General features: G+C 37.9%; 24 protein-coding genes and 2 pseudogenes. 8 read left to right on the top strand and 18 right to left on the bottom strand.

Annotated features, from left to right (window positions below):
• Positions 1–284, top strand: a 284-nt coding sequence (locus tag N518_RS16880) for a transposase (RefSeq protein WP_416201896.1), incomplete at its 5' end; no start/stop codon positions are given.
• Here N518_RS16880 and N518_RS16385 read toward each other — a convergent pair.
• The 11 genes from N518_RS16385 to N518_RS0113265 form a co-directional block, all read right to left on the bottom strand.
• Entirely contained in the window at positions 252–1,382 is a 1,131-nt protein-coding gene (locus tag N518_RS16385; protein ID WP_228133344.1) for a DUF3987 domain-containing protein, read from the bottom strand. The two genes, N518_RS16880 and N518_RS16385, sit on opposite strands and share 33 nt — an antisense overlap.
• A 1-nt stretch (position 1,383) precedes the next feature.
• A complete protein-coding gene (locus tag N518_RS0113310) occupies positions 1,384–1,578 on the bottom strand; it encodes a helix-turn-helix transcriptional regulator (protein ID WP_026444378.1) in 195 nt (64 codons plus the stop codon).
• Positions 1,579–1,705: 127 nt separating this feature from the next.
• On the bottom strand, positions 1,706–2,629 hold the full coding sequence (locus N518_RS0113305; protein ID WP_026444377.1) for a hypothetical protein: 924 nt from the start codon (positions 2,627–2,629) through the stop codon (positions 1,706–1,708).
• 71 nt (positions 2,630–2,700) lie between these two features.
• Complete coding sequence (locus N518_RS0113300) at positions 2,701–3,213, bottom strand: hypothetical protein (RefSeq protein ID WP_026444376.1); 513 nt, start codon at positions 3,211–3,213, stop codon at positions 2,701–2,703.
• 80 nt (positions 3,214–3,293) lie between these two features.
• On the bottom strand, positions 3,294–6,173 hold the full coding sequence (locus N518_RS0113295; protein WP_026444375.1) for a type I restriction endonuclease subunit R: 2,880 nt from the start codon (positions 6,171–6,173) through the stop codon (positions 3,294–3,296).
• Positions 6,174–6,201: 28 nt separating this feature from the next.
• Entirely contained in the window at positions 6,202–7,113 is a 912-nt protein-coding gene (locus N518_RS0113290; protein ID WP_026444374.1) for a DUF5655 domain-containing protein, read from the bottom strand.
• Between the two features lie 39 nt (positions 7,114–7,152).
• Complete coding sequence (locus N518_RS0113285) at positions 7,153–8,295, bottom strand: PD-(D/E)XK nuclease family protein (protein ID WP_026444373.1); 1,143 nt, start codon at positions 8,293–8,295, stop codon at positions 7,153–7,155.
• Positions 8,296–8,356: 61 nt separating this feature from the next.
• Positions 8,357–9,328: a restriction endonuclease subunit S gene (locus tag N518_RS17525; protein WP_228133345.1), complete on the bottom strand. Its 972-nt coding sequence runs from the start codon at positions 9,326–9,328 to the stop codon at positions 8,357–8,359.
• 72 nt (positions 9,329–9,400) lie between these two features.
• Positions 9,401–9,574 (bottom strand): hypothetical protein, encoded by a 174-nt coding sequence (locus N518_RS17410; RefSeq protein ID WP_228133343.1) that lies wholly within the window; start codon positions 9,572–9,574, stop codon positions 9,401–9,403.
• A complete protein-coding gene (locus N518_RS0113270) occupies positions 9,574–11,142 on the bottom strand; it encodes a type I restriction-modification system subunit M (protein WP_026444372.1) in 1,569 nt (522 codons plus the stop codon). Before N518_RS0113270 ends, N518_RS17410 begins: the two co-directional genes overlap by 1 nt.
• Before the next feature lie 252 nt (positions 11,143–11,394).
• Positions 11,395–12,399 (bottom strand): hypothetical protein, encoded by a 1,005-nt coding sequence (locus N518_RS0113265; RefSeq protein WP_026444371.1) that lies wholly within the window; start codon positions 12,397–12,399, stop codon positions 11,395–11,397.
• Positions 12,400–14,257: 1,858 nt separating this feature from the next.
• Between N518_RS0113265 and N518_RS0113255 the strand changes: the two genes are divergently transcribed.
• From N518_RS0113255 to N518_RS0113240, 4 genes and pseudogenes are all read left to right on the top strand, one after another.
• Positions 14,258–14,980 carry a toll/interleukin-1 receptor domain-containing protein gene (locus tag N518_RS0113255; RefSeq protein ID WP_026444370.1) on the top strand — a complete coding sequence of 241 codons (723 nt, stop codon included), beginning with the start codon at positions 14,258–14,260 and terminating at the stop codon, positions 14,978–14,980.
• A 290-nt stretch (positions 14,981–15,270) separates the two neighbouring features.
• Positions 15,271–15,728 (top strand): annotated as a pseudogene (locus N518_RS16375) (tyrosine-type recombinase/integrase); the annotation flags it as partial.
• Positions 15,712–16,722 (top strand): DUF2515 family protein, encoded by a 1,011-nt coding sequence (locus tag N518_RS0113245; RefSeq protein ID WP_005027390.1) that lies wholly within the window; start codon positions 15,712–15,714, stop codon positions 16,720–16,722. The pseudogene N518_RS16375 and the gene N518_RS0113245, both read left to right, overlap by 17 nt.
• A complete protein-coding gene (locus tag N518_RS0113240) occupies positions 16,706–17,611 on the top strand; it encodes a hypothetical protein (protein WP_005027388.1) in 906 nt (301 codons plus the stop codon). Before N518_RS0113245 ends, N518_RS0113240 begins: the two co-directional genes overlap by 17 nt.
• A 170-nt stretch (positions 17,612–17,781) precedes the next feature.
• On the opposite strand, the gene N518_RS0113235 is transcribed toward N518_RS0113240, so the two are convergent.
• Positions 17,782–18,483 (bottom strand): VIT1/CCC1 transporter family protein, encoded by a 702-nt coding sequence (locus N518_RS0113235; protein WP_005027387.1) that lies wholly within the window; start codon positions 18,481–18,483, stop codon positions 17,782–17,784.
• Between the two features lie 433 nt (positions 18,484–18,916).
• Between N518_RS0113235 and N518_RS17125 the strand changes: the two are divergent.
• From N518_RS17125 to N518_RS0113225, 3 genes and pseudogenes are all read left to right on the top strand, one after another.
• A pseudogene (locus N518_RS17125) lies at positions 18,917–19,030 on the top strand (YadA-like family protein); the annotation flags it as partial.
• 324 nt (positions 19,031–19,354) lie between these two features.
• Positions 19,355–20,242 (top strand): NAD(P)/FAD-dependent oxidoreductase, encoded by an 888-nt coding sequence (locus N518_RS0113230; RefSeq protein WP_005027386.1) that lies wholly within the window; start codon positions 19,355–19,357, stop codon positions 20,240–20,242.
• 87 nt (positions 20,243–20,329) lie between these two features.
• On the top strand, positions 20,330–20,794 hold the full coding sequence (locus N518_RS0113225; RefSeq protein WP_005027385.1) for an AAA family ATPase: 465 nt from the start codon (positions 20,330–20,332) through the stop codon (positions 20,792–20,794).
• A 651-nt stretch (positions 20,795–21,445) separates the two neighbouring features.
• On the opposite strand, the gene N518_RS0113220 is transcribed toward N518_RS0113225, so the two are convergent.
• The 6 genes from N518_RS0113220 to N518_RS0113195 all read right to left on the bottom strand — a co-directional run.
• On the bottom strand, positions 21,446–21,886 hold the full coding sequence (locus N518_RS0113220) for a universal stress protein (protein ID WP_005027383.1): 441 nt from the start codon (positions 21,884–21,886) through the stop codon (positions 21,446–21,448).
• A 269-nt stretch (positions 21,887–22,155) separates the two neighbouring features.
• Positions 22,156–22,539 carry a carboxymuconolactone decarboxylase family protein gene (locus tag N518_RS0113215; protein ID WP_005027381.1) on the bottom strand — a complete coding sequence of 128 codons (384 nt, stop codon included), beginning with the start codon at positions 22,537–22,539 and terminating at the stop codon, positions 22,156–22,158.
• Positions 22,540–22,619: 80 nt separating this feature from the next.
• The gene (locus N518_RS0113210; RefSeq protein ID WP_005027379.1) at positions 22,620–23,798 is read right to left on the bottom strand and encodes a thiolase family protein; all 1,179 of its coding nucleotides are present in this window, start codon (positions 23,796–23,798) and stop codon (positions 22,620–22,622) included.
• Positions 23,799–23,889: 91 nt separating this feature from the next.
• Positions 23,890–25,299 carry a short-chain fatty acid transporter gene (locus N518_RS0113205; protein WP_005027377.1) on the bottom strand — a complete coding sequence of 470 codons (1,410 nt, stop codon included), beginning with the start codon at positions 25,297–25,299 and terminating at the stop codon, positions 23,890–23,892.
• A gap of 134 nt (positions 25,300–25,433) precedes the next feature.
• The gene (locus tag N518_RS0113200) at positions 25,434–26,084 is read right to left on the bottom strand and encodes a CoA transferase subunit B (protein ID WP_005027375.1); all 651 of its coding nucleotides are present in this window, start codon (positions 26,082–26,084) and stop codon (positions 25,434–25,436) included.
• Between the two features lie 2 nt (positions 26,085–26,086).
• A partial coding sequence (locus tag N518_RS0113195; protein ID WP_026444218.1) for a CoA-transferase occupies positions 26,087–26,340 on the bottom strand: 254 nt, incomplete at its 5' end.

The following is a 26,340-nucleotide window of genomic DNA, read 5'->3' as shown; positions in this document are numbered from 1 at the left end:
CACCTAGAAAAAATGCGAAACCATGGAAAGATACAAAGAGTAGCTCGCTAGAGCGAAATGAATTACTTCGAACAGTTAAACGTTTAGGCAGGACACTATGGAAAAAATGGTCAGGCTATCATCGGCGAAGTTTGGTTGAAACTAAGATGCATTGCATTAAATTATTAGGAGATAAACTCAGTGCAAGGAGTTTTGATAGCCAAGTGAATGAGATCCATGCACGTGTAGCAGTGCTTAACAGATTTACGGAATTAGGTCGACCACTTACCCAAGTTACGCCTTAAATTTGGCTCAATTAGGGGCGCTTTGCATTTCAAATCTTTGTGCAACAAAGCCGATTCAAAAAAAGAAAGAATAGCTGCAACTCTTAAAACATATTGTTTTGTTCGTTTTGCATTTGCTTGAATAGAATAATATAAACCATCTTTTTGAGATTCAAAATTAATATAATTTTCATATTCAATATGAATATCGTCAGCTTCGTCATTTTTCATAATAACTTGTCTTTCAGCTGTATCAATAGCTAAATTTATTGGGTCAAGCAGTTCTCGACATAAGCTCCAATACATATTTATATCATTATCATCATAAGACTTTAATTTACGATTATCTTTTGTGATTTCCTTAAAAGGCAATGATTCAGGCGCAGCAAATAAAAATCTTGCAAAAAAACCTTGTTTTTTACACATTTCATTTTCAAGAGATGGTCGTGCCACAACGTCTTGTACTGCTATATCCAAACAAAAGCGTTTATTCATAACAAGAGTACTATCATCACCCCCCAAATTTGTAGTTAGTGATCCTTTATCCACTAAATCTGTTAATGTGCTTAAAGCATCTGATTTTGTATCACTTTGCAGAGAATAGCCGCCGAATAAATAACCGCCTTCGCCCGTGCTCCAAATAAAACTTGTAGAAGGGCTAATACTCATATGTTTTAATACACCCTGCGTAGTTGCTCTTACAAAAATAGATTGAGGACTAATCGGACGTTCACCTTTATTTTTTTGATGTGCTATTTTCCATGCTGTTATTTCTTCATTATAACTTTGCATATTCGTATTATCGACTTCGATTGCAATTTTTGCAGCATCATCTTTACATACATCTTTTCCTTCACCTGAAGCAAAAACTGTCAATACAGCTAGACTTGCTGGCTGTCCACTTTCTTTTTTATCACTTGGCGCATTAATAAATCTTTGTGCGATAAATGACATTTGAGCTAAATATGTTTGAGCCGCTACTGCAACAGGAACATGATGATAAAAAGCAGATTTTTGAATCGCATTAGCAACTATTATCGGAAACGCATAAATTGGATATTCTTCAACTTTTTCATTAAATTGATCCTTAGATAATTCAGATAAAAGAATATTACTCATTTTAATATTCCTCTCTTTCAGATTTTTTTAACTCAAGCCAATTCTGTAGCTCTTTAACATCAAAATATGCATGAGCTTGACGTTCTTTTGAAAATTTAATAGGTCGAGGAAATGATGGATCTTTCTGTTGTAACTTTGTCAGACCATCTCGTGTAAGACTCAATAATTCACAGACTTCTTTTTTCGTCTTTAGCATTTCAATTCTCATGTAAATAGTAGATACATACATTTTTATAAAGAATCAAAAAAAGAGTAATACTTTTAAACCCGTAAAAAAAACAAGCCTAGAACATCTTGACATAGAGTGTTCTGTGTGATCTTGACTAGGTTGGGGAGTTGTTATCGATCTTGTATCTAACAATTTCCAGCGCTATAATATTATGATTTTGATCACGTATATATTTTTTCTCATATTCTGTGATTGTAAAATGTGAATTTCCTTTTTTTATTACTTTTTTTATTTCACTTTGATCTAATTGATTGTTATATATTATTGAGACTAATTCGGAAATAATATCGTAGGAAAGAATATGACTGTTCAGAGAACTAAACATATTATATATGTCTCTAATAAATTTATTTATCTTTAATCTTCTCTCATTTTCAACCAACTCTTTATTTTTACTGTTGGATTGTTTGATCTTTTCAAGATACTGATCAAAAACATAATCGAAGTCTGATAGTTTTTTTAGAGCTGAATTGTTTAAAAATAAATTTTCACAAATTTTTCTTTGTGTTTCACTCTTAACAATCATTGCTCTTACTGATACATATAAATTTGCTGTCATTAGCTCAATTTCATTTTTATACCATGATTTAAAATCATGTAAATCTTGTGTTTCATTAATAAATTTTCTGTAATTCTCATATGTTTCTTTGGTTTTATTATTTAGATATTTTTCTTTATTTTTAATATTGGATATATAATAGTCTGTCGATTTATCATATGCTGTTATGATGATTATAAGGCTAATTATTCCTAAGTTATTATCCTTTAAATATTTAAAAACCTTATTACTATTTAATAAATTTTTTAGTTTTATTAAATTATCATTGTTTTTTAACAAATTTATAGAATAGTAGAAATCAAAAGCAGCAAATAATATTTCTTCGTTTTTAAAATAATTATCAAAGAAAAAATCATCTGCTTGTTTTGATAACTTAAGTTCATACTCTTCAGGACTTATACATTTTTCAAAATCAACTTGATCTAATTTAAATAATTTTGCAATTTCTTCACTATTCATAATAAACCTATCAATTAATAGATTTTGAGGAGTTATTTAAATTAATTATAAAAGTTAAACACTTTTATAATTTAAATAATAAAAATGGTAATTACTGATATAAAGAAGGGAATAGCAGTACTCGCCATAAATCTCATTGTTTTTACATTAAAATTAACTGATTGTTTTTGTGAGTATTTTTTATATTTCAATGTGAAATATAGACTTGATATAAAACAAGCGATTAGAAAACTAATCATTATAGCCATTCGGTAATAGTCAATGGATAGGTCTGTTCCTACTGTAAATTTCTGAAATTGGTAATAGTTGCTTCCTGTGAGAAATAAAAAACATAGTAACCCTAAACCTATTGAGCGATATTCTGTATTTTTATCCTGATCTTTGTATAAAACCTTAGTAATCATCATGCTTAAAGTAAGAAAAAGTGGAATCAAAATAACTATAAAACTGACAAGTAAATTTCTAAATAACCAAGATTTAATATCTGGATCATTTCTAAATTGATAGATATTCCAAAATGGGAAAAAGGCCACTGGAAAGAAATACACATAGGACAGCTTGAAAGAATCCATATTTTTAATCATGAGTGATCACGGTTCCTGCTATATAGTCTAATTTCACTGCTTACTCTCTGGAAATAAAGTCACATTTTGAAGTGTATTATTTAATTAAAACCAGTATAAAACTTCTCAATCAACTGGCGTGTCTTGACCAGCAAATTGCTAAACACGTTCTCCCGCTCAAACAGCTTCACTTTATAGTTTGGTAAGTCCTTCAACTCTTCTTTACGTGGTAGGCGTTTGGTGAACTCATAATGCTCCAGAACCTGCTTCATGGCTTCTGGTTTCAGGTTTTCTTCTTTACAAAGATGCTGATAGGCCTGTTCTTTTTCAGCATCCCAGAATTCAGAAAAAGCTGTTTGGACGCTTTGGCCGTTGATCATCTTCGGCATGTTTTCTTCAATGAATTTTTGAATCAGGTCTTGCTTATCGTGCAAGCTAATATCGCTACTGATTAAATCGTAAATTTGCGCTTGGTACTTCTGACGCTTGTCCTCTGAGTCTGTGTCCACGACCAGTTGTAGCAGGTTGATGATATAACCCACATTAATGCGGTCACTGTGCAGTAAATCCAGCTGAAAATCGACATCATCCAATACCGATACTTTGTCTTTCTTGGTGGTCTTTCTTACGGCACGGCATAGGTCAGCATACTTAGAGGCGAAGTTTGCAAAGTGCTGCTTATCAAGTTGTGTTTGGTCTTGATCGTACTCAATAAAGGTTTGTAATTGCGCGTTGTAGCGCATCACTTCACGGAAGGCCTTAATAAATTCCAGTTGCTGTTCTTCTGTGACAAGATCATCGACTGATTGGTAATTGGGCGTTAAGGCAAACAATTTGCTCACCGCAGCTTGATAATCCTGTTCGATTTCCGCATAGCTGGGAACAAGTACAATCTTGGTCGTTTCTTTATTGGAAAATAGTGCCAGTGCTTCATCTGTTGCACGTTTTAGGTTACGGAAACAGATGATATTGCCAAATGGTTTTTTATCGTTATAGACACGGTTGGTGCGTGAGAATGCTTGAATCAAGCCATGATATTTTAGGTTTTTATCGACATACAAGGTATTTAACGGCTTAGAGTCAAAGCCCGTGAGGAACATATTGACCACGATTAGAATATCAATCTGTCTGTTTTTTACGCGCTGTGCAATGTCGCGGTAGTACGCATAAAATTGATCACCAGAATTGTAGTTGGTTTTAAACTGTCGATTGTAATTCGCTATGTAGCGATCCAGCTTATCCCGACTGGATGAATTGACCTGACTTGGAATATCTGCGGCTTCTTCGTGAATCAAGCCATTTAAGTCATCAGTCGGTACAGCCTCATTCGCAGCATAGGAAAAGATAGTGGCAATGGTCAACGGTTTAAATATCCGACCTTGTGCTTCATCTTCAATTTGCTTTTCAGCCTGCACCTTTTCAAAGAGGTCGTAATATTGGGTCAGTGTTTCGACCGAACTAACACAGAACATCGCGGTAAATTCACGATTACGGGTTTTGGTATCGTGGATATTGACAATGTAGCGGGCAATCATTTCTAAGCGTTGCGGGTTGTCATACAGTTCTTTTGTATCGATGCCCTCTACGTCTTCCTCATAACTTTCATTGGTCGCCATGCCTTTGGCGGTGTATTTGCCACGATAATCAATCTGGAACTGCAAGACGTTACGGTCGCGGATGGCATCCACAATCACGTATTTATGCAAACACGCATTAAACAGGTAGTCTGTGGTGAGTTTTAAACCTGCTTTGCTTTGGCTGTTCTTTTCAAAAATAGGCGTACCAGTAAAACCAAACATTTGTGCATTGCTGAAGAATTTTTTAATGTTCTGATGGGTATCACCAAATTGGCTACGATGACATTCATCAAAGATAAAGACCACTTTTTTATTTTTAAGATAATCAATGGATTCTAAATAACGGTCGGTGCTGATGGCCCGATTGAGTTTTTGAATGGTGGTTACAATCAGTTTGTCATGACGTTGATCAAGCTGTTTAACCAAAGTAGATGTGTTATCAGTACTGTCCACGCTCTCGGCTTTAAAAGCATTGAATTCTCTGGATGTTTGCGTATCAAGGTCGTTACGATCCACCACAAACAAGACCTTTTCTACATCGGGCATGTGCATGATAATCTGGCTGGCTTTAAATGAAGTCAGGGTTTTGCCTGAACCGGTGGTGTGCCAGATATAACCATTCTGATCCGAGCTTTGTACATGCTGGACAATCTTCTGTACTGCATAGATCTGATAGGGACGCAGCACCATCAGGCTTTTGGTGGTTTCTAGCAGCACCATGTACTGGGTCAGCATTTGGGTCAGATGCTGCTGATTCAGAAAAGTTTCGGCAAAGTCGACAATTTCATAGATGTGTTTGTTGCTGACATCGGCCCAGGGAAAGGCAAACTCGATGCCTGTCGTGCCGTTGGAATAATAGCGGGTATTGGCGCCATTACTAATCACAAACAGCTGGACAAAGCCAAACAGGCCCTGTCCAGCCCAATAGGCCTCACGGGTATAGCGCTGGGTCTGATTAAAGGCTTCAGCAATTTCCATCCCACGCTTTTTCAGTTCAATTTGTACCAGTGGCAAGCCATTAACCAGTAAGGTCACATCAAAACGGCTGGTACGGCCGTTATAGTCGCGGTGATCTATCGTAATCTGATTGGTGACTTGATAAATATTCTTGCTAGGATCATCGGACAGAAAAAAGATGTGCTTGCTGCTGCCATCATCAAATTTTACAGGGAACAGATCGCGTAGATTTTTGGCCCTTTCAAAGACCGTGCCGGTATTCAGAAAACTAATGACCTGCTTCCACTCGGTTGTCGATAGTGGCGCAAGTCCATTGGCACGTTCAATCTGGGTTTTCAGGTTTGACAGTAGCTGGCTTTCATCCTTGAGCATGACTGAGGCATAACCCAGTTGTTTGAGCTGACCAATCAGTTCATTTTCAAGTTGGTATTCGCTTTGTACTGTCATTTCCATTCCCTCTAAAATCTTAAATTATTCACTTCAATGTTTGTTTAATTAAACTCAAGATATATTCTAAATTTTCTGTATCTGACACGATTACTTCACAATCACCATTTCCCCAATGTCCAATATTGGTCACATCTTTCGCAAGCTGTTTCGGGTCATCCAGTTGATTAAAAGGCATATTCAGCCATATACGAATTTGCTTTGTCCCAATACTCATATAAACATAGTTACGCTTACCCTTACGGAAGGCGATGTACATTTTCTTGGGATGAACCTCTAAATCGGTGGTTAAGCCCAGAATTGAATCCCTGAATTGCTCGTATAGCTCTTTGATGTCATCAGACTTATCCGCCAAGTGATAGGCTTCATCATATTGCTGGATTTCTTTGGCAATCTTTTGAATGTCTTCAGACTCAACCTTTTGCACTTGCTTGATTGAAGGCGCTGATTTGGCTTTCTGTAATGGATTGACTGAAACAATTCCACCTTGATAGCGTTTGATTTCCCACAGCTCAATGCCTAAATCTTTAAAGTTGGTGGACTGCTTTTGAAAGTCAGTAAAGCTGGGTGAAACAAAAATGATTCGGCTTTGTGACCAATCGACGTCCTGACGTTTAAGCTGTTTACTCTGGCTTTCATTGTACTCAACGATAAAATCTGCCTTGTAGTCGAGCATCAGATTCAGATAAGAAACCCCTTGGTCGATCACGCTATAGTTACGCTCTCGTTTGTATTCGATAATCACAAATGCCTGGCTTTCAGAATCAAAAGCTAGCGTGTCAATACGATTATTCTTGATCGTGAACTCGGACTTGATGAACTCGAGACCTGTAAAACTATAAAGATTACTTTCAAACAGAGTTTGAATTTCTCTTTCCAAACGAAAAGGATCCTCGGTTAGTTCGACTAATGTCTGTGCTTGAGTTTGATATAATTGCATTTATACACCTTATGAAGATCTAGATTTATTTTAGACCACTTATTTCCACTCTAGTTCAACACGATTTAGAATTTTATGATTGCGCACAATGAGTTGCGTAACTTCTTTCAACTCAAATTGCTTGAACTGCCAAGATGCCGCCCAATATTCATCTTTTTTACCTTCATACCAAGACTCATATGTGGAATGAATTCCTTTTTTTAACACTTGTTCAACTTTTTTAACAATGTCTGGTGTAGGGTGTTGAACATACATATGAACTGCACAACTCATTGGATGAGTTGCAACATGTAAATTCAAGACTGAATCTGACCAATCTTTCCAATTATTTCCTATAAAGCGCAAAGCTGGTGTGCCATCCCAAGTATGTCTTCTCACAAAAGGCTCATATTCCTCACCTAATGCTATTTGAAGTTCATTATTAATATGGTTAATTATTTCTTGGTAAACATTTTCTCTTAGTTCGACTAATTCTTGAATTTGTTGCATATGATCAACAACGAAGTTCAAACTTTCCATATTCGTATCCAATAATTCTATAAAGCTATCTAAATGTAATAAAAAGTCACGTGAAAATATGCTCCATTTATTAAATGGATTATCTATAAATTTTGGTGCCAAATATGTTCTCGTTGATGAGGTTAACCGTGTAAACGATACTCCCAGCCAATCACTTTCATCACACTTTCCGTCTGGACATAGCACAATAGGAATCAATTTAATTTCAGTAGGCGATTCTTCAGACCTCTGCTTTTGCGATATTAATTTTTTAAGCTGTTTATTGCCCCAAGATACATAATCTTTAAATGGATTATTTTGATGATGAAAGACTTTTACTTCTATAACGACCAATGCAGTATCTGTCTGAAACCATAAATCTATACGATTCCCTTTATCTGTAGTTTGCTGTGTTCTAATTTCTAATAATTGACCAAAATCAAAATCGGCATATTCATCATGTGATTTTATTGCTTGAATAAAACCATCATAGAATGCAGTCCCGAGGTGATGCTTTTCATTAGGATCTAGAAAAAAAGATAATAGCTCTGTAGTCGGATTCTCGTGATGATTTCTAAGAGCAGTATCAAATATCGTCAGTTCCCTTTCAGGCATTTTATATTTTTGAGCCTTTAATAAAATGTTTTCATACTTTTGAATGAGTTGATCTTCTAAATCCTGCATTCTTACCCCTAACTCAAATAATAAAACTGCCAAACCCTAAATTGAGTTTGGCTAAAAATATTTAAACAAACATCTGCTGCAACAAGCCTTTTTTCCAAGTTTTGGCCTGTTCAATTTGCTGTGTCACCACTTCAATTTTTTGGTCAATGGCAGATAAGAAATTGGCGATTTTGGTCTGTTCTTCTAAAGAAGGTAAATCAATCTGCATAGCTAAAAAAACACTTTGATTAATTCTCTTTGCTTTTCTACTTCCATCGGCTTCCTCACCATTTTTTTGATAGAAATCCTTTTGTAAAAATCTATTTATCAAAAAATAAGGATGAACTATTTTATTATCAATATCAAAAGCTGGAGCATCAATAGTCGACTCAAACCCATCTAAATATTCAGGAATAAGCCCAAAAGCGCAATTAAGAAAGTCTAACTTTCCGTAGATTAGTTGCCCTGCTGAACGCTTATAATATTGTGTATTTTCACTGCCTTGAAAAGCTTCATTTTTAGGGATAACACCTTTACCCCACAATTTAACCGTTAACTTCTTAGCTTTATTACCTTTACTTCCTTTTATTAAACTTTCACAAAGGAAGGTATGCAAAGATGTTTCCTCCCACTCCCCAAACTCCCCACCATCATCCGCTTTAAAACGAATTTCCTGACTAAACAGCTTTTGCATCATGCCTTGTTTATACTGGCTAAGTAGTTCATGTTTTTGCGTGAGTTGGCTAATCTTTTCATCCACTGCAGAAAGAAAAGAGGCAATTTTGGTTTGTTCGGGTTTTGATGGTATGTGTAGTTTATGTTTATATAAGTGAGTTGTAGAGATAAAAGGCTGGTCACTACCAATCGAACTATTTAAAACATAATTTTTTACATCCTTTTGGAAAATTTGAAAAATAAAGCCACTATCAATTTCGTTTTTTTTAAACTCTAATTTTCCGACACGCTGATAAAGAATAGATGGACTATCTTGTTTAGTTAATTTTGCTATTTTTAACTGATCATTGGTCACAGGTCTATTTAAAGCTAAAACAATATCATCTTCATTTAAAACTAAATCTTGATGATTCTCTAAATAATTGTGTGGTACGAATTTAACGTTATGAGTCTATTTAACTGTCCCATAACCCACATTTTCAATCTGTAAAAGGCGTATAGCTTCCTCAGTTGTATATTCTTCTGCTTTGAATCCTAAGCCCGATTTAATTTTTAAAAAATTCCCAATAGCTACAGAGTTCCAATATACATCAAACTCTCTAAATCTTAACTTTGGCGCAGCCATTACTTCACCTCCGCAAAAGGAGAAATAATGCCTAGCTCTTTGCAAAAATCTGCAATGATGGCATCAGTCTTTTGGCTCTCAACTTCCAAAGCTTGAAGCTGTTTTGCAATCGCATCTAAATCAATCTCGGCTTCCGCCTCAAAGGTATCCACATAACGCGGAATGTTCAGGTTGTAATCGTTGTCTTTGACTTCTTGCAAAGTCGCCACATGCGCATATTTTTCAATATTTTCACGCTTTTCAAATGCCGCAACAATCTTATCCAAATGCTCAGGCAACAGCTTGTTTTGGTTCTTCTGCTTTTCAAACTCATTGCTGGCATCAATAAACAGAATATTGCCGCTCTGCTCACGGTTTTTCTTCAACACCAAAATACAGGTCGGAATAGACGTACCATAGAAAATATTGGCGGGTAAACCAATAATGGCATCCACCACGTTCATCTGCTCAATCAAATACTGACGAATCACGCCCTCACTCGAACCACGGAACAATACGCCATGCGGTAACACCACCGCCATGGTGCCTTTGTCATCCAGTTGATACAGCATGTGCTGTACAAAAGCCATATCGGCTTTAGAACTTGGCGCCAGTTTGCCATACGCGGCAAAGCGTTCATCTTGTAAAAATAACGGATCGGCAGACCATTTTGCAGAAAATGGCGGATTCGCCACCACTGCATCAAACTTTTTATCTAAATGCTGCGGACGGGTTAAAGTATTTTCCTGCTTGATGTCGAACTTGGCAAAATGCACATCATGCAGAATCATGTTCATGCGCGCCAAGTTGTAGGTGGTACGGTTCATTTCCTGACCGTAAATCATATCGACATCTTTCACTTCACGTTTTACCCGTAGCAATAACGAACCTGAACCACAGGTCGGGTCATAGACTGAACGTAAACGTTCTTTGCCTTGGGTGACAATCTTCGCCAGTAAAGTCGATACCGTTTGCGGGGTATAGAATTCCCCCGCTTTTTTGCCCGCGCCTGAGGCAAACTCACCAATCAGGTATTCGTAAGCATCACCCAGTACATCAGCTTCGGTATTGGAAATATCAAAATCAATATCATCTAAATGACTGAGGACTTTCGCCACCAGTGCATTACGGTCGCTGGCATTATTGCCAAGCTTGGTCGAGTTTAGATCCAAATCTTCAAACAGGTTGGCAAAGTCATCGGCAGAGTCGGTGCCTAACGTGCTTTGTTCAATTGATTTTAAGGTCGCAGTTAAATCATCCAGAATGAATTCGCCCTGACGACCACGCTCGGCTAAGGTATGGAATAGCTGTTTTGGTGTAAGCGCATAACCCACTTCGGCAATGGCATTCTTTTTAATTTCTTCGATGTAGGGCACATGCTCAGCATTATTTTCATCTAATTCTAAAAAGCTGAGGTCTTCGCCATCGAGCAATTCATTGGCAAAGTTCACCGACTTTTCTGATAAATATTTAAAGAAAATAAAACCCAGAATGTAATCACGGAATTCATCTGCCCCCATGGTGCCACGCAAAGTATTGGCAATATTCCAAAGTTGTTTTTGTAGTTGTTGCAGTTGTACTTGGGTCATTGTTATGCATGTCCGATGAAATGAATAAAACATGACTAGTGTACCGAAAATTAAAGTTTTTTCAGCAAAATTGGAAATAGAAAGACAAAATTTGTCGCACTAAATGCATATCAACAATATTGATATATAAGGTTTTATTTGGATTTTAAAAGATTAACAGGTTCAAGTATCATAATTTAAATTAAGTCTTATATCAAAATTGCAGATGCTTAGAAAAATATTTATAAGTAAAATAAATAACAAGGCGGTTTGTTAAAGTTGGTCATATTCAGCATCAATATACGCATTAATTAATGTCCAATCTTCAGTTTTTGAAATTTCACGTGGAAGCTCTGTTTCAAAGGATTCATAAAAATATCTACGCATACAATACTCAGTATAAGAATCCGCATAGGTTTCATAACGCGCGATGATTGTTAAGTCCATCACAGGCATTTGTGCTTGATCCCATCGTTGTCTTTTCCGACTGAAAAAGAATAGTTTCCCGAAGGTATATAAACGTCCCGCCTGTTGTCGATTACCTCTGAATACAGCATAAATTTTAAAATAATTCTGCCATGCAAGAAGATCATTGAGCGCTTTGGTCTGATCTTTCTGTGAAATCACTCGATTGAGAATTTGGGTTAATTCTCTTTTTAGTTTTTCTATTTCAGTTTTCTTAAATCGCCACGTCCATGAGAAATTTTTATTACTTTTACGGTAAAACTTAGTTTGATGTTCAGCATACTTTTTATGGCTTAACCGTACTAATTCAGCCTCATATTTTCCAAAATCCAAGCTTAAATAGGGTTTATTTAATATGAAATTAAACTGTTCATTGTCTTTATAGTAATGACGGATAAAAGTTAATTCTTGCCCGACTGTGATTTTGTCCCAGATAACAGGTTCAAGTTCAGCAATTTTATCTTTTGATGTATATGCTGAACTAGTTGTTGAAGTCACTTTGCCTATGGTTTCTTTGCTGTGACGATGGCTATTAGGGGTTTTGATCAACAAGATAAATAACCACTCATCTTTATAAAGAATGTCTTGAACAATGAGATCAGCAACAGGTAATCCTTGTTTTAATCGATAGGTTCTTTGCCGACTGGTTAAATTTAATGCGTATCGTTCGGTTAATTTATGAATAATTTTTTCAATATCAATTTTACCTAACTCAGTTTGCACTATAAATTTGCAGTAAAAATATGATCCTCTTGTGACCTTATCTTGAATTTTTTGTGCGGTGTATTTTGTGTGGGGGCTGTAATCAATCATTTTATGTCATCCAACTATGCACTTTTCATGTCAATCAACAATCCACTTAAGTCCAAATTTCTTCATCCATTTTTGAATTGTTCATCAACAATAATTTTCTCTACATTTCCCATTTTGCTGAGTGCGTCAGCAATCAGCATTAATCAAATTGCGCTAGCACTGTCACCTCACGTTGTAAGGTGACAATAAAGTAGTTCCTAGTGCGCATTACGAACCTTGATCAGCAAATCTTATACTTGTTTAAATAACATATCAATATTATTGATATGTTAAATTAACTTTGATAATATGACTGCATATCAATCGAATTGTGGATTGACCATCCATTCCAACTTTCTTTTTTTGAAGTGGTTTGAATGGCTGACCACCATTCAAAAACTTTGATACATATTGCCCTGAATATAAGACTAACCATCTTCATATTGCCGATGTAGCGGACTGCTGGGGAAACCTCGCTCGGTACGTTGCAACGGGGGCTAGAGGATTGCAATATCCTTTTTCTATCCGTTCATTCACTTTTTAAGAGTTCCAAGCAAATAAAAAGTGGTTGGGCGACAAGGAAACGGGAGCCTATAAGCGATTTATCGTGAAATGGTCATTTGGTTAGTAATAGCCAAGTTAGGTGTGAAATTATGAAAATAGTGGAACATTGAAACCCTGTTCAAAGTGATACAGTCAGGAGCAGCATAGGATGTGCGATAGTCTCCGTTAATAGCTGAATGTGTATGCTTGATCGAACAAGTTTTTTTACTTGGAAAAGTATGCTCATTTCCAATCACGATGGCTGCTGAGAGTGCCGTAAGGTACTAGGGCTTTGAGGCTAACGCTGGAAAAGCTGGCACCATTTTGCGCAAGCTGAATGGGTCGCTGGATAGCTTAAACGTGTAACGGCATTAATCGATAGATGCTGATTGGAGTGTAAGAGTTTTACCCTTTACAAAGTTGTGTATACATCATATCCCGATATTTTTTAAGGAACTACGGTCGGGGGAAACAGGAAGCATGTATTCAGGCGAGAGGATAAACGGTCTGCACATTAAGACACTTTGAAATAACTTGGGAAGCACTGAATAAAAAGGCTTAAATTGGTTAAAAGTCTGCTGTATTTTTTCAGTGTGGGAGCGATGGTGAGTAGCGCATATAAAGCAAGTATTTACTTGCGGAAATTGTGATACAAATCTTCATAGTAAGATTTGTATTAAATGAGATAGCTAGCTTAAAGCGAATCCTAAAACATTTCGATTTTTTCAGTCGGGATGCTCATTGCGAAAACTTGAGTCGGCACATGCGTGAGCATGTTGGACAATATGTAGAAAAGAAAGGTTAATGGAACACTGGTCGTGTTTCTCAGTCGGGGATTGGTCTCTCTGACTAGGCCGAGATTGGTACAGTGTAAGTATTCTGAAGTTTGGTCACTGATGAAAATATACTTATACGGGTTTGCCTGAGACTTAAATCAGGATAATGCTACACCAGCATGAAAAAATCGTGGCTTGTTCTTCCAGATTAGACAAGCATAAAACTATTGCCTAGCAGTAGAAATATGAAATGGAATATGGCCTAAGTCGGCATGAAAAAATTGAACCGCCAGTACAGGCGTAATCATCTGCTCAACAAAGAGCGTTAACAAATGCATTAGGCTCGATCCCTTAGGGACGAGCCTTGTCTTTGAAAGAAGCTAATAATTTAAATTCGCTGTTCTTTGTGGTAATGATATTTTAATCGAAGAAGCTATATCAGCTTGTTAAGTTATTCATAAAATTATTTTTATTTTTTAGTTTGTTAGTAGTATGTTGTAAAATAGGCTAATCGCTTAATTAAAACCTAAATGTGAATAAATCATAAAAAAGGAAAATAAATGTCTAGATGTACAGCTCCTGTTCGAGGCCATAGTTCTGCTGCAGCTGCTGCGGCTTGCCCAGCATGTCGTAACAGATATGGTTCTCGTTCTCGTAGTTATTCTTACTCATCATCATATAGTTCTGGTAGTTCTTATAATGGGTCTAGTAGCACCTATAGTGATTCTAGTAGAGCTGGGGGCAGTGGGAGTTCAAAAAGTGTTTCAAAACCTCGCTGGGCTAAAACAGGCTCCTCTCTTGTATATACGACAAATGAAGTAACATCCCTAACACCTGTCAGAGAGGTAATCGAGAAAAAAGCTTCTGAGCAGCCTGACCTTCGTGATGTGTTTTTATGCCATGCATGGGATGATCGTAAGGAATCTGCTAAACAACTACACGATTTTCTAGAGGCTGCTGGTGTAAAAGTTTGGTTTAGTGAAAAAGACCTTGGTTTGGGTGTTCCAATGATGAGAGCAATTGATAAAGGTTTGGCTAATTCTAAAGTTGGACTCGTTTTGGTAACACCAGCTTTGTTGTCGCGCTTACCTAAAGAAGGTGTAGCAGATAAAGAGCTTTCAACTCTTCTAGCTGGTAACCGTTTGATTCCAATTGTACATAATACAACGTACGAGGCACTTAGAGATGTCAGTCCAATGTTAGCTTCAAGAAGTGGTCTTGATACATCTGAAGATACGTTGGAGATAGTTGCGGAAAAAATAGCTGAGTTAGTTGCGATTTAAATAAAATGCTTTTGTATGGTATTTTGTATGGTGTTTGGTTGAATAAAATTTATTTTAAATTATATCAACTGCTTATGTATTTAGTTTAATTGACGCCACCCCACCAAAATTCTTTCCGAAGTAATCCATCGGAATCTAAAAAAGCCTTTAAAATCAATGTTTAGAGGCTTTTTTATTGGCTGTGTTGTCCGACCTTGTCCTAAGCTGTTTGACCCTATTTTTGCTTTTATGAGGGTCAAAATTGGGACAATTTGACCCACTAAATAAGTTTAATTATGTGGGACAAAGATATGTCGCTTACCGATGTGCTGTGTAAAAAAGCATTACCGCAGGAAAAACAGTACCGCCTTTCTGATATTAATGGTCTGTCTTTACGAGTCGATCCGAATGGCAAAAAATATTGGTCTATCAGATACACGGAAAATGGACAAAGGAAGTCTAAAGCATTAGGTATCTATCCTGAGCTAAGTTTAAAGCGTGCAAGGGAGATCGGTTTGATCTGAGATATAAACTCAAAAATACAACTGAGGTTGAGCAGGAGCAGCCTTATTTTAAGGAAGTCGCAGAGGATTGGTTCAATAATCAAAAAGAAACTTGGTCATCCAAACACATTAGTAATGTACGAGCTTCATTGGATGAGCTTTATATTGCTCTTGCTAATAAGCGTATTAACCAGATTCAGGCTCCTGAGATTCTACAAATCATTAAGAAGATTGAGGCAAGAGGTTCGCTTGAAATTGCAAAACGTATCTAATTTAATGGATGTACGAAAAAATCTCTATAAACTCGAACCAGGATATGAAGCAAGAGCTAGAAGAATAGCATCGGTCTATGCCAAAATTTACCTTGAACAGGAAAATCATGGAGATAAACAACTTATAGGTCGTTATTATTGGATGGGTCTAGGCGCATTTGCCTCAAAAACAGTTGCAGCAGTGTTTAAACATGGACTCACCGCATGGGGATATAAGTGGATGCCACTCAGTGTGATTCGAGACCCTGTACATTCTTTTGCAAAAGGAAATTTATGGTTATTCATGGATATTGCTCCATGGCACTACGCTTGGAGTATGTCATCTGCATCTTTTAACCAGTGTAGAACTCAACGTGATGTCTCAAAATTCACCCATATAAAAGAAGAAGTAAGAAATATTCCTTGGTCAAGTTGCTTACCGATAATTAAGCACTTACAAAGTACCCCTGAAATTACACAGGCTTTTGAGTATCTTCCAAAAATTGAAAATGTATTTAAAAGAAAGAATGAATCAAGACAAGTTAGATTTAAGTTGTCTAGTAAAAATCTTTTAAAACATTTGATGGCGATTGCAGTACAAGAGCAAAGAAATATTTTACAGGAATTGGTATGGAAAGATTGGAAAGTACAAGCACAGGCAACGTTACAAAGCTATACCAAGCTCCCTGATAGTACCTTAGTCTTATCTAGTGATTATGGCGTTGATACGGTCAAACCTGATAAAAATGGAAACTATAAAGGTCGTCATGCAGGAGTTATTAATCAACTCCCTGAATCTGTCTATATTGAGCCTTTGCCACATACTAGAGTTCAAAACTATGATAGCCGTATGGAATGGATTAAAAAAGCAGCAGAAAAATATCATCTTTTAATGTTGAGTAACAAAGGACGTCCATTTTTAGAAAAGGAACTCGCAATTATTGCAGGATGGGGTAACAGTAAAGCTGATTTTAATGTTGGTAAGGACAGTAATGATGGAAAAATTTAAGATCTATTTTAACTTGATCTTTGTCTTTATATTCGGACTCTTCCTTTTAAGCTGTCAACCTCATCCAAAAAATACAGAGAACAATACAATGAATCAGCAACCTTATTCACTACATTTTGGTCCACAAGGTTTTAAAGATTTTGCTCACTACAATCAAGGGAAGGTAGATAATCACCCAGTAGCGAGTTTTCGAGAATTAGATTTTTCACTACCGAACTTAGGCCAAATTAAAATCGAGAATAGTACAAGTAGCTTGACCATTAATCATGTTTTTTCAGTACTTGGAGCATCTTTTCATGGGGAAGAAGGTATTGAGGTGATGACTATCAATGCAGGTTTAAACAAAGAAGAGTTTGTACGTCCTGAACAAGCCTATCAAGCTTATGTTGATTTAATGAAAAAAATTAATCAGGCCGAGTGGAAAAATTATTTCTATCGTTTTTCTGCACGAATAGCAAAAGAAGATAATATTCGATATCTAATGGAATCAGGTGATGTCATTGATCCGACTTATATCTTTAATTATGAAGAATGGAAAAAAATAATAAATACAGTTGGAGGAAACTCGATCGGCTACCGCTTATATGGCAATGGTATCCTTTTGGATCTGAGTATAAAACAAACTAAAAAAACTGAAGATGGTAAAGAACAATATATGGTTCATTATACTTTCAATACAATTCGCTATGATGAAAGAAATTCAATGGATGATTCAGAGAATAATATTGATACTTATAAAATGACATCAAAAGAGTTAGAACAAGCATTTACAAATGAGTTGAGAAGAAATAAAAAATCAAGGGAAATTGATGAAAAAGAAGTTATGGCACAGGGCTACCATATTGATGAAGATTATGTTGATCCTGTCGTTTGGCCGTATGTTAAATAGATCAGTTATGGTTATTTGATTTTAAGAAATTCTAAAATTAACATGATGGGTGTTATATGAATAAGCCCATAACCTGATCACATAAACATACTATCTGGATTATAGTTTTTCTTTCTTAAAATATAATTAAAAGAGTTATAAGGATACAATATGTTTATATGATTTATTACCTAAACAGCTGTGACATTAAATAATGAACCCACCCATGCGCTAAACAGCATCGCAATAATTCCCCATATCATAATACGTATGGCACCTTTCCAGATAGAATTGCCACCGGTATAGCTTGCCAGCGCACCCAGAACTCCCAGACTTAATATACCAATTATAATAATGCCTGATTGGAGTATAGATTCAGGAAGAAAAATAATTGCAGCAACAGGAAACAAAGACCCCACTGAAAAAGCCAGAGCTGATGCGACTGCTGCAAGAACAGGATTTGCTGAAGTCTGTTCTGAAATACCAATTTCATCTCTTGCATGGGCGTCCAGAGCATTATGTGCAGTCAGCTGTTGAGCAACCTGACGGGCAAGGTCAGAGTCTAAACCGCGACGTATATAGATATCTTGGAGCTCCTTTAATTCATGGGCCGGATGAAGATCTAATTCTCGTGCTTCCATATTCAAATCACTCTGCTCGATATCCTGCTGGGACTTAACTGATATATATTCGCCGGCTGCCATTGAGGCAGCGCCAGAAATCAGGCCGGCTATACAGGTAATTAACAGGGTATGAGTGGAGGCCCCACTTGCCGCTACGCCAATGATAAGGCTGGTAACAGAGATAATCCCATCGTTTGCACCCAGTACAGCAGCACGTAACCATCCCGCACGCTCCATATAGTGCTGTTCAGCATGATAAGAATGACGCATAGAACACTCTTTTATTGTTAAGGTTGTTAAAATAGAGGGAATTTATTTTAGCTATATATTAGGGCTTATAACTTCTAAATTGAATATATTTTTAACTTATTGATTTTAATAAAAACTAAAATAACAAGACAATTTCTATTATAGTCAGCCTTAAAAATCTTATTTTATAGAAATATTTTTTAAATATTGAGAATTTTAACATCTAAATAATATGGTATCAGAGAAGGTTAAATATTAAAAAATAGAAGATCGATACTTAAGATGCTATCTATTCTCATGATCAGGCTAGAGCAAGTTTTTTAGTGACCAGTTTAAGGGAGTTATCCCTGAAGAAGTAGTGCTAAATTATAAATCAAGTGATAAATGGAGTAATAAGCACATCCGTCTTATAAGGAAAAACCGTGTTGATGCCGATCTGTAGAGATCTGAACAGGCAGTTGCTGTAGGTTATCAGCGGATTGTTGATAACAATAATAGCCTGAGCATAAGTGGGGCATTTACTCGAAAAGAAAGTTCTGCTGGTATAGGGGGAGATTTTAGCTGGTAAATTTATATAAAGTGTTTAGTTTTGATATATTATTTAAGTGAATAAAATAATAAGTAAAAAAGTACCTATATAATAAATATATTCATTAAAAATAACTGGTTAATTAAAATTAATATTTGGGGTAGGTGTGATCTGCTATAGATTTGAGGTTTCTATTTTAAAAAAATGCTGCTTGAGATAGCCATTTCACTTTAAGGTGATAAAGAAATTCAGTTAAGCAAACAAAATAATCATAAAGTTGCATTTCTCATAAAGGACATCAACATTGGTATAAGCTAGAAGTATTAAGCTAATTCCTGAAATGAGATTTTCGGAGTTATCAAAATGATTTATGACGTTGCAATTATTGGCGGAAGTTATGCCGGCTTATCTGCGGCAGTACCTTTGGCAAGAGCACGTCGAAATATTATAGTAATTGATGCAGGGCAGAGACGAAATCGATTCGCCGAAAATTCTCATGGTTTTCTTGCACAAGATGGAATTCAGGCGCTGGAAATTATAAAAAAGGCACGGGAACAATTACAGCGCTATAAGACAGTCAACTGGCAACAGGGCACGGTCCAGCGGGTAGAAAAAAATAATCAGGATTTTTATTTGTATTTGGATACTCAACAGCCAATTTATGCCAAAAAAATAATCATAGCCTCGGGGGTCACTGACCGCTTACCGGATATTTCAGGTCTAAACGAACGCTGGGGGAAATCTGTATTTCATTGCCCGTATTGCCATGGCTATGAACTCAATCAGGGAAATATTGCACTTTTAGCCAGTTCTGCCCATGTTACCCATCTGGCCATGATGCTTCCAGACTGGGGTAAGACTACACTCTTATTAAATGGTCAGCCAGACCTGTTGAATCTGAAAGCCAAACAGCAATTACAAGAAAGAGGCGTGACTATAGATGACCGTTCAATTAAGCAGATGGATTCTCATGCTGATGTGATATTTACAGATCAGAGCATCACACACTTTGATGGATTGTTTATACAAACTAAAACCTTTTTAGAGCAAGGTTGGATCAAGGATTTGGGTTGTAAAATTGAAGAAGATGAAACAGGGGAATTCATTTATACAAATGACCTAAAAGCAACCTCAGTTGATGGGGTGTTTGCCTGTGGAGACGCAGCTCGGCCCGGCGGTTCAGTGTCTTTAGCCGTAGGTGATGGGGCACTGGCAGGAGTAAGCGCACATAATGCTTTAATTTTTGATTAAATTAAAAATATAAAATAGAGAAAGTTATCAGTCAAAACCTAATCTGCTACGACTATAGTCAGAAATGAAAGAAAGGGAAAATAATAAATGCCTGAAAATACTATAATTCCAGTTCTTTATTTAATGTGTGGATTACCAGGCTCAGGAAAGACTACATTGGCTAGAATTCTAGAAAAAGAATATGGGGCTATTCGCTTTTCACCAGATGAGTGGTTGTATGATCTCGGTTTAAGTTTTTACGATGATCAGGCAAGGATTAAGGTAGAGCAGCTCCAGTGGCAGCTCGCCCTGCAGTTACTTAAACAGGGCCACAGTGTCATTCTTGAATATGGATTCTGGTTAAGGACGGAGCGTGATCATTATCGCGCTGTAGCCAAGGAGCTTGGTGTTATAGCCAAAGTCTACTATTTGAAGGCGTCTATAGATGAGCTGAAGTCACGACTGAAAAAACGTAACCAGCTGGGCATCGATAGTATACCTGTGGTTAACTTGGCAAACCTGGATCAATGGATAAACCGCTTCGAAGAGCCTGCTCAAGAAGAGCTGAGTTGATTCTGGTTGGATCATTTATTTTTTGTAAGAATATAAAAGATGGCTAGTGAGCAGTTCTCTCTATGCTTTAAAAAGATCTTAAATATTTAGACTGCTGAATATTATTGCTTGGGTATTGGGTCAGCAGTTTTTAGTTAAGTAAAAAATCAGCTTTACTCAGGATTTTTATCTCAGGCATTGTTTTTCTGACTATAATAAATAGCCTCTAAAAATGAAATATAGAAAGCTAAATGAATAATAATTATTTATATGTACAAGGCCGTACTCATGCTATTTAAATCGCTCCTTATTCGTATAACCTGTTGAGTGATGATCCTGAATTATTTTAGATAAAATAACAGCAGAAGGTTTGATTTGAGCTACAGCTTTTTCTGAATCATGAAGAAGGTGAGCAAAGGCATATTGAACAATCAGTATGCCGGGACTCGGCAGTTTTTACCTAAAGAGAAAGAAATGTTATCTAAGTGACCTACAGCAATAGTTGGGAGTAGTGCAATCGATTGAAGATGGATCGGGATCTAAGTTATTCATCAGAACCGATATCTTAGAAAGTCATGTGAGGAAAATGAGCTGAATAGTCTTTAAAACTGTCTAGGCTTATTTTCCTCTCCTGACCTGAGATTCAAATGCAATTAACAGATTAAATAATTATTATTTGATAATCATGACTGGTAAATGCGTTGCTGCCAATACACTCTGGGCTACACTTCCGAGAAAGATTTTCTTGATCCCTTTACGGCCATGTGAACCCATAATAATCAGGTCGGCATTTATCTCTTCTGCGGTATTAATAATTTCTTTATAAATTTCCTGTCCTTCAGTCAGACGGGTTTCTATTTCTACTCCTTCTGCGGCAAAAAGGGCTTTGGCCTGATCCAGAGTTTTCTGTATTTCCTGTTTAGCTTTATTACGATAGTCTTCTACCAGCGTCTGGGTATCGACAAATTCAACAGCAATAAAAGGTTCAACTGAAAGTACACAAACTGCTGTAACCTTACTGCCAAAAGCCTTGGCAATATCAGCTGCCTGTTTGACTGCAGTGAGAGAAGTTGGTGAACCATCTACGGGAACTAAAATATGTTGATAAGTCATGGTGCTGACTCCTTGGGGAATAGTTCTTAAAAGGATACTTATTATTAGATGTCTTAATATTATACGCTGTCCAGCAGTTAAATATATGAGGAAAACTTAATTTATATAACTGATGTCCATTAATTTCAAAGCTAAGCCATCAACTTAAGGCTAACACACTTCCAGCAAACAAAATGCTTTTCTAGCACTAAAGTTTAAATAATAACCATAAAATATTTATATTAATAAAAATAAAAAATGCAGGTTAAAGGCCTGCACTTTATAAAATTTTACGAATTATGGTAGTCATTAATCACTTCAAGCGCAGCCCGGAAAGCTTCTTGGGCTGCTGGTGCTCCACAATAAGGTAGGCTGTGCAATAAAACTTCCTGAATCTCTTCAACTGTGGCACCGTTATTGAGTGCACCACGAACATGTCCCTTTAGTTCGGTAGGGCTCTTCTGGGCAACCAGAAATGCAAGCGTAATCAGAGAACGGTATTTGCGTGGCAGTATACCTTCACGTTGCCAGGTTGACCCCCATGCATGTTCATTAATCCAGTCTTGCAGCGGCTGGGTAAATGGAACGGTGTTGTTTTGGGCACGCTGTACAAATGCCTCACCCATAACTTCAGTGCGGACTTTCAGGCCATTTTCGTAATCTTGCTGAGACATGATTGTTTCCAGAGTCAGAATATGAAAAAGGATATACCACGCTCGATGGTATATCCTGCAGAAAATTGACAATACTCAGATCAGGCCATGATTTCAATCGCTATTGCAGTGGCTTCTCCACCACCGATACAAAGTGCTGCAATACCTTTACGCTTGCCAGTGCGTTTAAGTGCATAGATCAGTGACAAAATAATACGTGAACCTGATGAACCCAATGGATGACCTAGGGCGCAGGCACCTCCATGTATATTAACTTTTTCAACATCCAGCTCAAAGGCATCAATCGCGGCCATCGTTACCATGGCAAAGGCTTCGTTAATTTCCCATAAATCAACTTCTGCTGCATTCCAGCCGGCTTTCTTCAGAACTTTTTCAATTGCACCCACTGGAGCAATTGTGAATTCAGAGGGATGTTGTGAATGTGAAGCATACGCTACAATTTTTGCTAGTGGTGTCAGACCACGCTGCTGTGCATTTTCTTCAGTCATGACCAGCATGGCTGAAGCGCCGTCACTAATTGAGCTGGCATTAGCTGCCGTAATTGTTCCATCCTTGGCAAAAGCCGGACGCAAGGTGACAATCTTATCAATTTTAGCATTAAACGGATTCTCATCCTGAGCCACAATGACCTCACCTTTACGACTGCTGACAGTTACTGGCACAATTTCATCTTTTAAATAACCTTCGCTAATAGCCTTTTGCGCACGAGTTAAAGAACGGATCGCAAACTCATCCATCTGTTCGCGGGTATAACCCTTCTGGTTAGCCATGTCCTGTGCCAGTGAACCCATCGAACGGCCGGTTTCTGCGTCTTCAAGACCTTCTAAAAACATGTGGTCCTTGACCTCACCATGACCCATGCGAAATCCTGCACGTGCTTTAGGCATCAGATATGGAGCATTACTCATTGATTCCATCCCGCCTGCCACTACAATATCAGCACTACCTGCCTTAATTGCATCTGCTGCCTGCATGACAGCTTTCATGCCTGAACCACAGATTTTATTGATAGTGGTGGCGCCAACATGGTCAGGCAAGCCCGCCAAACGCATTGCCTGACGGGCCGGACCCTGTTTTAACCCGGCAGGGAGTACACAGCCCATAATCACTTCATCAACCTGATCGGCTTGAACACCAGCGCGTTGTAGAGATTCCCTGATGACGGCTGCTCCCAGCTCAGGTGCAGTTAAACTGGATAAACTACCCTGAAAACTTCCCATAGCAGTACGGCTACCAGAAACAATAACAATCGGTTGCATATTTGAATTCCTATTCAGACCATAACGAAAAAACGCAGTACAGTGTTGGTAAAAATGAAAGGCTCTTTTGTTCTTGAAAAAGCCAGTACTATTAAAATACAGGTGGGGTATAAGCCAGAGTACGCCCCAGTATCCACAATAAAAAAAGAACCAGCGGAAAATGCACGACCAGCTGGGTTACGGTAAAACCAATCACATCTTTAGGTTTAAGTTTCAAAATACCCAGCATCGGCAACATGAAAAATGGATTGATCAGGTTCGGTAAAGCCTCAGCAGCATTATAAATCTGCACTGACCAGCCCAAATGTACTTTCAGGTCATTGGCAGCTTGCATAACATATGGGGCCTCTATGATCCATTTTCCACCACCTGAGGGTACAAAAAAGCCAAGAATAGCTGAATAAATTCCCATCACTACAGCAAAACTTTCCTTGGAAGCAATAGAAACAAAAAACTCGGCAATATAGTGAGATAAAGAAAGATCATTGCTGTTCATGGCATGAGTCATGATAAAAGCAATACTGCCGTATAAAGGAAACTGGATTAATACGCCAGAGACCGCAGGTACTGCCTTGGACACGGCATTAAGAAAATTACGTGGTGTCCCATGCAGAGCCAGACCCAGCATCAGAAAGACAAAGTTATAGGTATTTAAACTGGAAATAGCCAGAATTGGATTCTGCTGGGTAAATTCGAGAATCATCCAGCCTATACCAATCGCCACCACTAGTATGGTTAAGATTGGTGAATTTTCTAGCCAGTCTCCCGGGCGGCTAGACTTTGATTCCGGCTTTTTCTCAGTTTCAAAGTCCAGTTTAAAATCCTGCATGGTCTTGACGTTTTCACCTTTAGGGGCAGACCAGTAGGCAATTGCAATTGAGACAATGATCAGTACCAAAGTCATAACGATGGATTGCCACAGAAAAATTGTTTCAGTGAAGGGAATAACCCCGGTAAGCTGATAAATAGATTCAGGTAAACTGTCTTTATTGGCTTGTAGCTGGGCAGCAGATGAACTGATACCCAGTGCCCAAGTCGCACCCATACCAATAATAGCTGCAGCAGCCGCGGCCCGGTAGTCCATTCGCAGTTCAGTACGTTTTGCCAGTGCAATCACTAAAAGAGCCGTCAAAATAGTACTCACGGCCCAATTGACAAGGGAAATCAGCAGACTGACGGTAGCAACCAGTACAATTGCTCCACGACCGGAACTGGGTATAAGAGCCATTTTCTGAATAAGGAGTTCGACGGGTCTGGAAACCGAAACCACATAGCCGACAATAATCAGCATGGTCATTTGTAGGGTAAATGGAATGAGACTCCAGAATCCATCACCAAAAGCTTCAGCTACAGCTTGGGCCGGAGCACCGATCGTCATCGCGGCAATTGAAACAATGATGACTCCCAGTAAAGCGAAGATATAAGAGTCAGGAAACCATTTTTCTGACCAGTTACTGATACGAAGAGCGAACCGCTCAAGTAATCCTTGATGTTTATACATAGTTTTTGAAATCCATTTGTCTGTTTATTCTTAGATATGGTATCTAGCTGCCCATAGCCTGTTTTATTATTTACTTAGGACACACAAAGCAGCCGAAGCTGCTTTTTTATTCACATGATTTTTATAGTATTGGATCAGGCTGCATCATTCTCTAGCTGTACATTTAGCTGTACGCCTGTAACTGCCTGAATCTGCTCTAGCGTCACCTCTTTGGCCAGTTCTATCAGTTTCACCCCTGCGGCGTCAATATCCATCACACCAAGGTCGGTAATAATCCGGTGGACTACACCTTTACCTGTAAGTGGCAGGCTACACTGTTTTACAATTTTTGGTGTTCCATCTTTCGCATAGTGCTCCATCAGCACCACGACTTTTTGTACACCTGCAACCAGATCCATGGCTCCGCCCATGCCCTTAACTTTCTTGCCCGGAATCATCCAGTTGGCCAGATCTCCCTGTTCGGAAACTTCCATTGCTCCTAAAATCGCAATATTGACGTGTCCACCACGAATCATGGCAAAGGATTCAGCACTTGAGAAAAATGCAGCGCCGGGCCGGGCTGTTACGGTCTGCTTACCCGCATTGATCAGATCAGCATCCACCGTTTCTTCAGTCGGAAACTCCCCAATCCCCAGTAAACCGTTTTCAGACTGGAGCCAGACATTGACCTGTTCTGGAATATAGTTGGCGACCAGGGTCGGCAATCCAATACCCAGGTTGACATAAAATCCGTCTTCAAGCTCCTGTGCGGCACGCTGTGCCATTTCATTACGTGACCAGGCCATATTTATCCCTCCGCCGTTTTCAGTGTCATCTGTTCAATCCGTTTTTCAGGTGTGGCATTGAGTATAATACGGTTAACATAGATTCCCGGCAGGTGAATAGCATCCGGATCCAGCTCACCAATCTCGACAATCTGTTCAACTTCAGCCACAGTAATTTTTCCGGCCATGGCACAGACCGGATTAAAGTTCTGCGCGGTTTTGCGAAAGACCAGATTCCCGGCTTTGTCGGCTTTATAGGCTTTAACCAGCGATATAT

The sequence above is a fragment of the Acinetobacter sp. UNC436CL71CviS28 genome (genome assembly GCF_000620525.1).
Classification (GTDB): domain Bacteria; phylum Pseudomonadota; class Gammaproteobacteria; order Pseudomonadales; family Moraxellaceae; genus Acinetobacter; species Acinetobacter radioresistens.
Note: the sequence above shows the minus strand (reverse complement) of the source record. Positions and strands in the feature narration are given on the sequence as shown.

Excerpts from the sequence above, each read along its gene's own strand:
- N518_RS16385 (WP_228133344.1), bottom strand. The coding sequence starts at position 1,382 with ATGAGTAATATTCTTTTATCTGAATTATCTAAGGATCAATTTAATGAA.
- N518_RS0113310 (WP_026444378.1), bottom strand. The coding sequence starts at position 1,578 with ATGCTAAAGACGAAAAAAGAAGTCTGTGAATTATTGAGTCTTACACGA.
- N518_RS0113305 (WP_026444377.1), bottom strand. The coding sequence starts at position 2,629 with ATGAATAGTGAAGAAATTGCAAAATTATTTAAATTAGATCAAGTTGAT.
- N518_RS0113300 (WP_026444376.1), bottom strand. The coding sequence starts at position 3,213 with ATGATTAAAAATATGGATTCTTTCAAGCTGTCCTATGTGTATTTCTTT.
- N518_RS0113295 (WP_026444375.1), bottom strand. The coding sequence starts at position 6,173 with ATGACAGTACAAAGCGAATACCAACTTGAAAATGAACTGATTGGTCAG.
- N518_RS0113290 (WP_026444374.1), bottom strand. The coding sequence starts at position 7,113 with ATGCAATTATATCAAACTCAAGCACAGACATTAGTCGAACTAACCGAG.
- N518_RS0113285 (WP_026444373.1), bottom strand. The coding sequence starts at position 8,295 with ATGCAGGATTTAGAAGATCAACTCATTCAAAAGTATGAAAACATTTTA.
- N518_RS17410 (WP_228133343.1), bottom strand. The coding sequence starts at position 9,574 with ATGGCTGCGCCAAAGTTAAGATTTAGAGAGTTTGATGTATATTGGAAC.
- N518_RS0113270 (WP_026444372.1), bottom strand. The coding sequence starts at position 11,142 with ATGACCCAAGTACAACTGCAACAACTACAAAAACAACTTTGGAATATT.
- N518_RS0113265 (WP_026444371.1), bottom strand. The coding sequence starts at position 12,399 with ATGATTGATTACAGCCCCCACACAAAATACACCGCACAAAAAATTCAA.
- N518_RS0113255 (WP_026444370.1), top strand. The coding sequence starts at position 14,258 with ATGTCTAGATGTACAGCTCCTGTTCGAGGCCATAGTTCTGCTGCAGCT.
- N518_RS0113240 (WP_005027388.1), top strand. The coding sequence starts at position 16,706 with ATGATGGAAAAATTTAAGATCTATTTTAACTTGATCTTTGTCTTTATA.
- N518_RS0113235 (WP_005027387.1), bottom strand. The coding sequence starts at position 18,483 with ATGCGTCATTCTTATCATGCTGAACAGCACTATATGGAGCGTGCGGGA.
- N518_RS0113230 (WP_005027386.1), top strand. The coding sequence starts at position 19,355 with ATGATTTATGACGTTGCAATTATTGGCGGAAGTTATGCCGGCTTATCT.
- N518_RS0113225 (WP_005027385.1), top strand. The coding sequence starts at position 20,330 with ATGCCTGAAAATACTATAATTCCAGTTCTTTATTTAATGTGTGGATTA.
- N518_RS0113220 (WP_005027383.1), bottom strand. The coding sequence starts at position 21,886 with ATGACTTATCAACATATTTTAGTTCCCGTAGATGGTTCACCAACTTCT.
- N518_RS0113215 (WP_005027381.1), bottom strand. The coding sequence starts at position 22,539 with ATGTCTCAGCAAGATTACGAAAATGGCCTGAAAGTCCGCACTGAAGTT.
- N518_RS0113210 (WP_005027379.1), bottom strand. The coding sequence starts at position 23,798 with ATGCAACCGATTGTTATTGTTTCTGGTAGCCGTACTGCTATGGGAAGT.
- N518_RS0113205 (WP_005027377.1), bottom strand. The coding sequence starts at position 25,299 with ATGTATAAACATCAAGGATTACTTGAGCGGTTCGCTCTTCGTATCAGT.
- N518_RS0113200 (WP_005027375.1), bottom strand. The coding sequence starts at position 26,084 with ATGGCCTGGTCACGTAATGAAATGGCACAGCGTGCCGCACAGGAGCTT.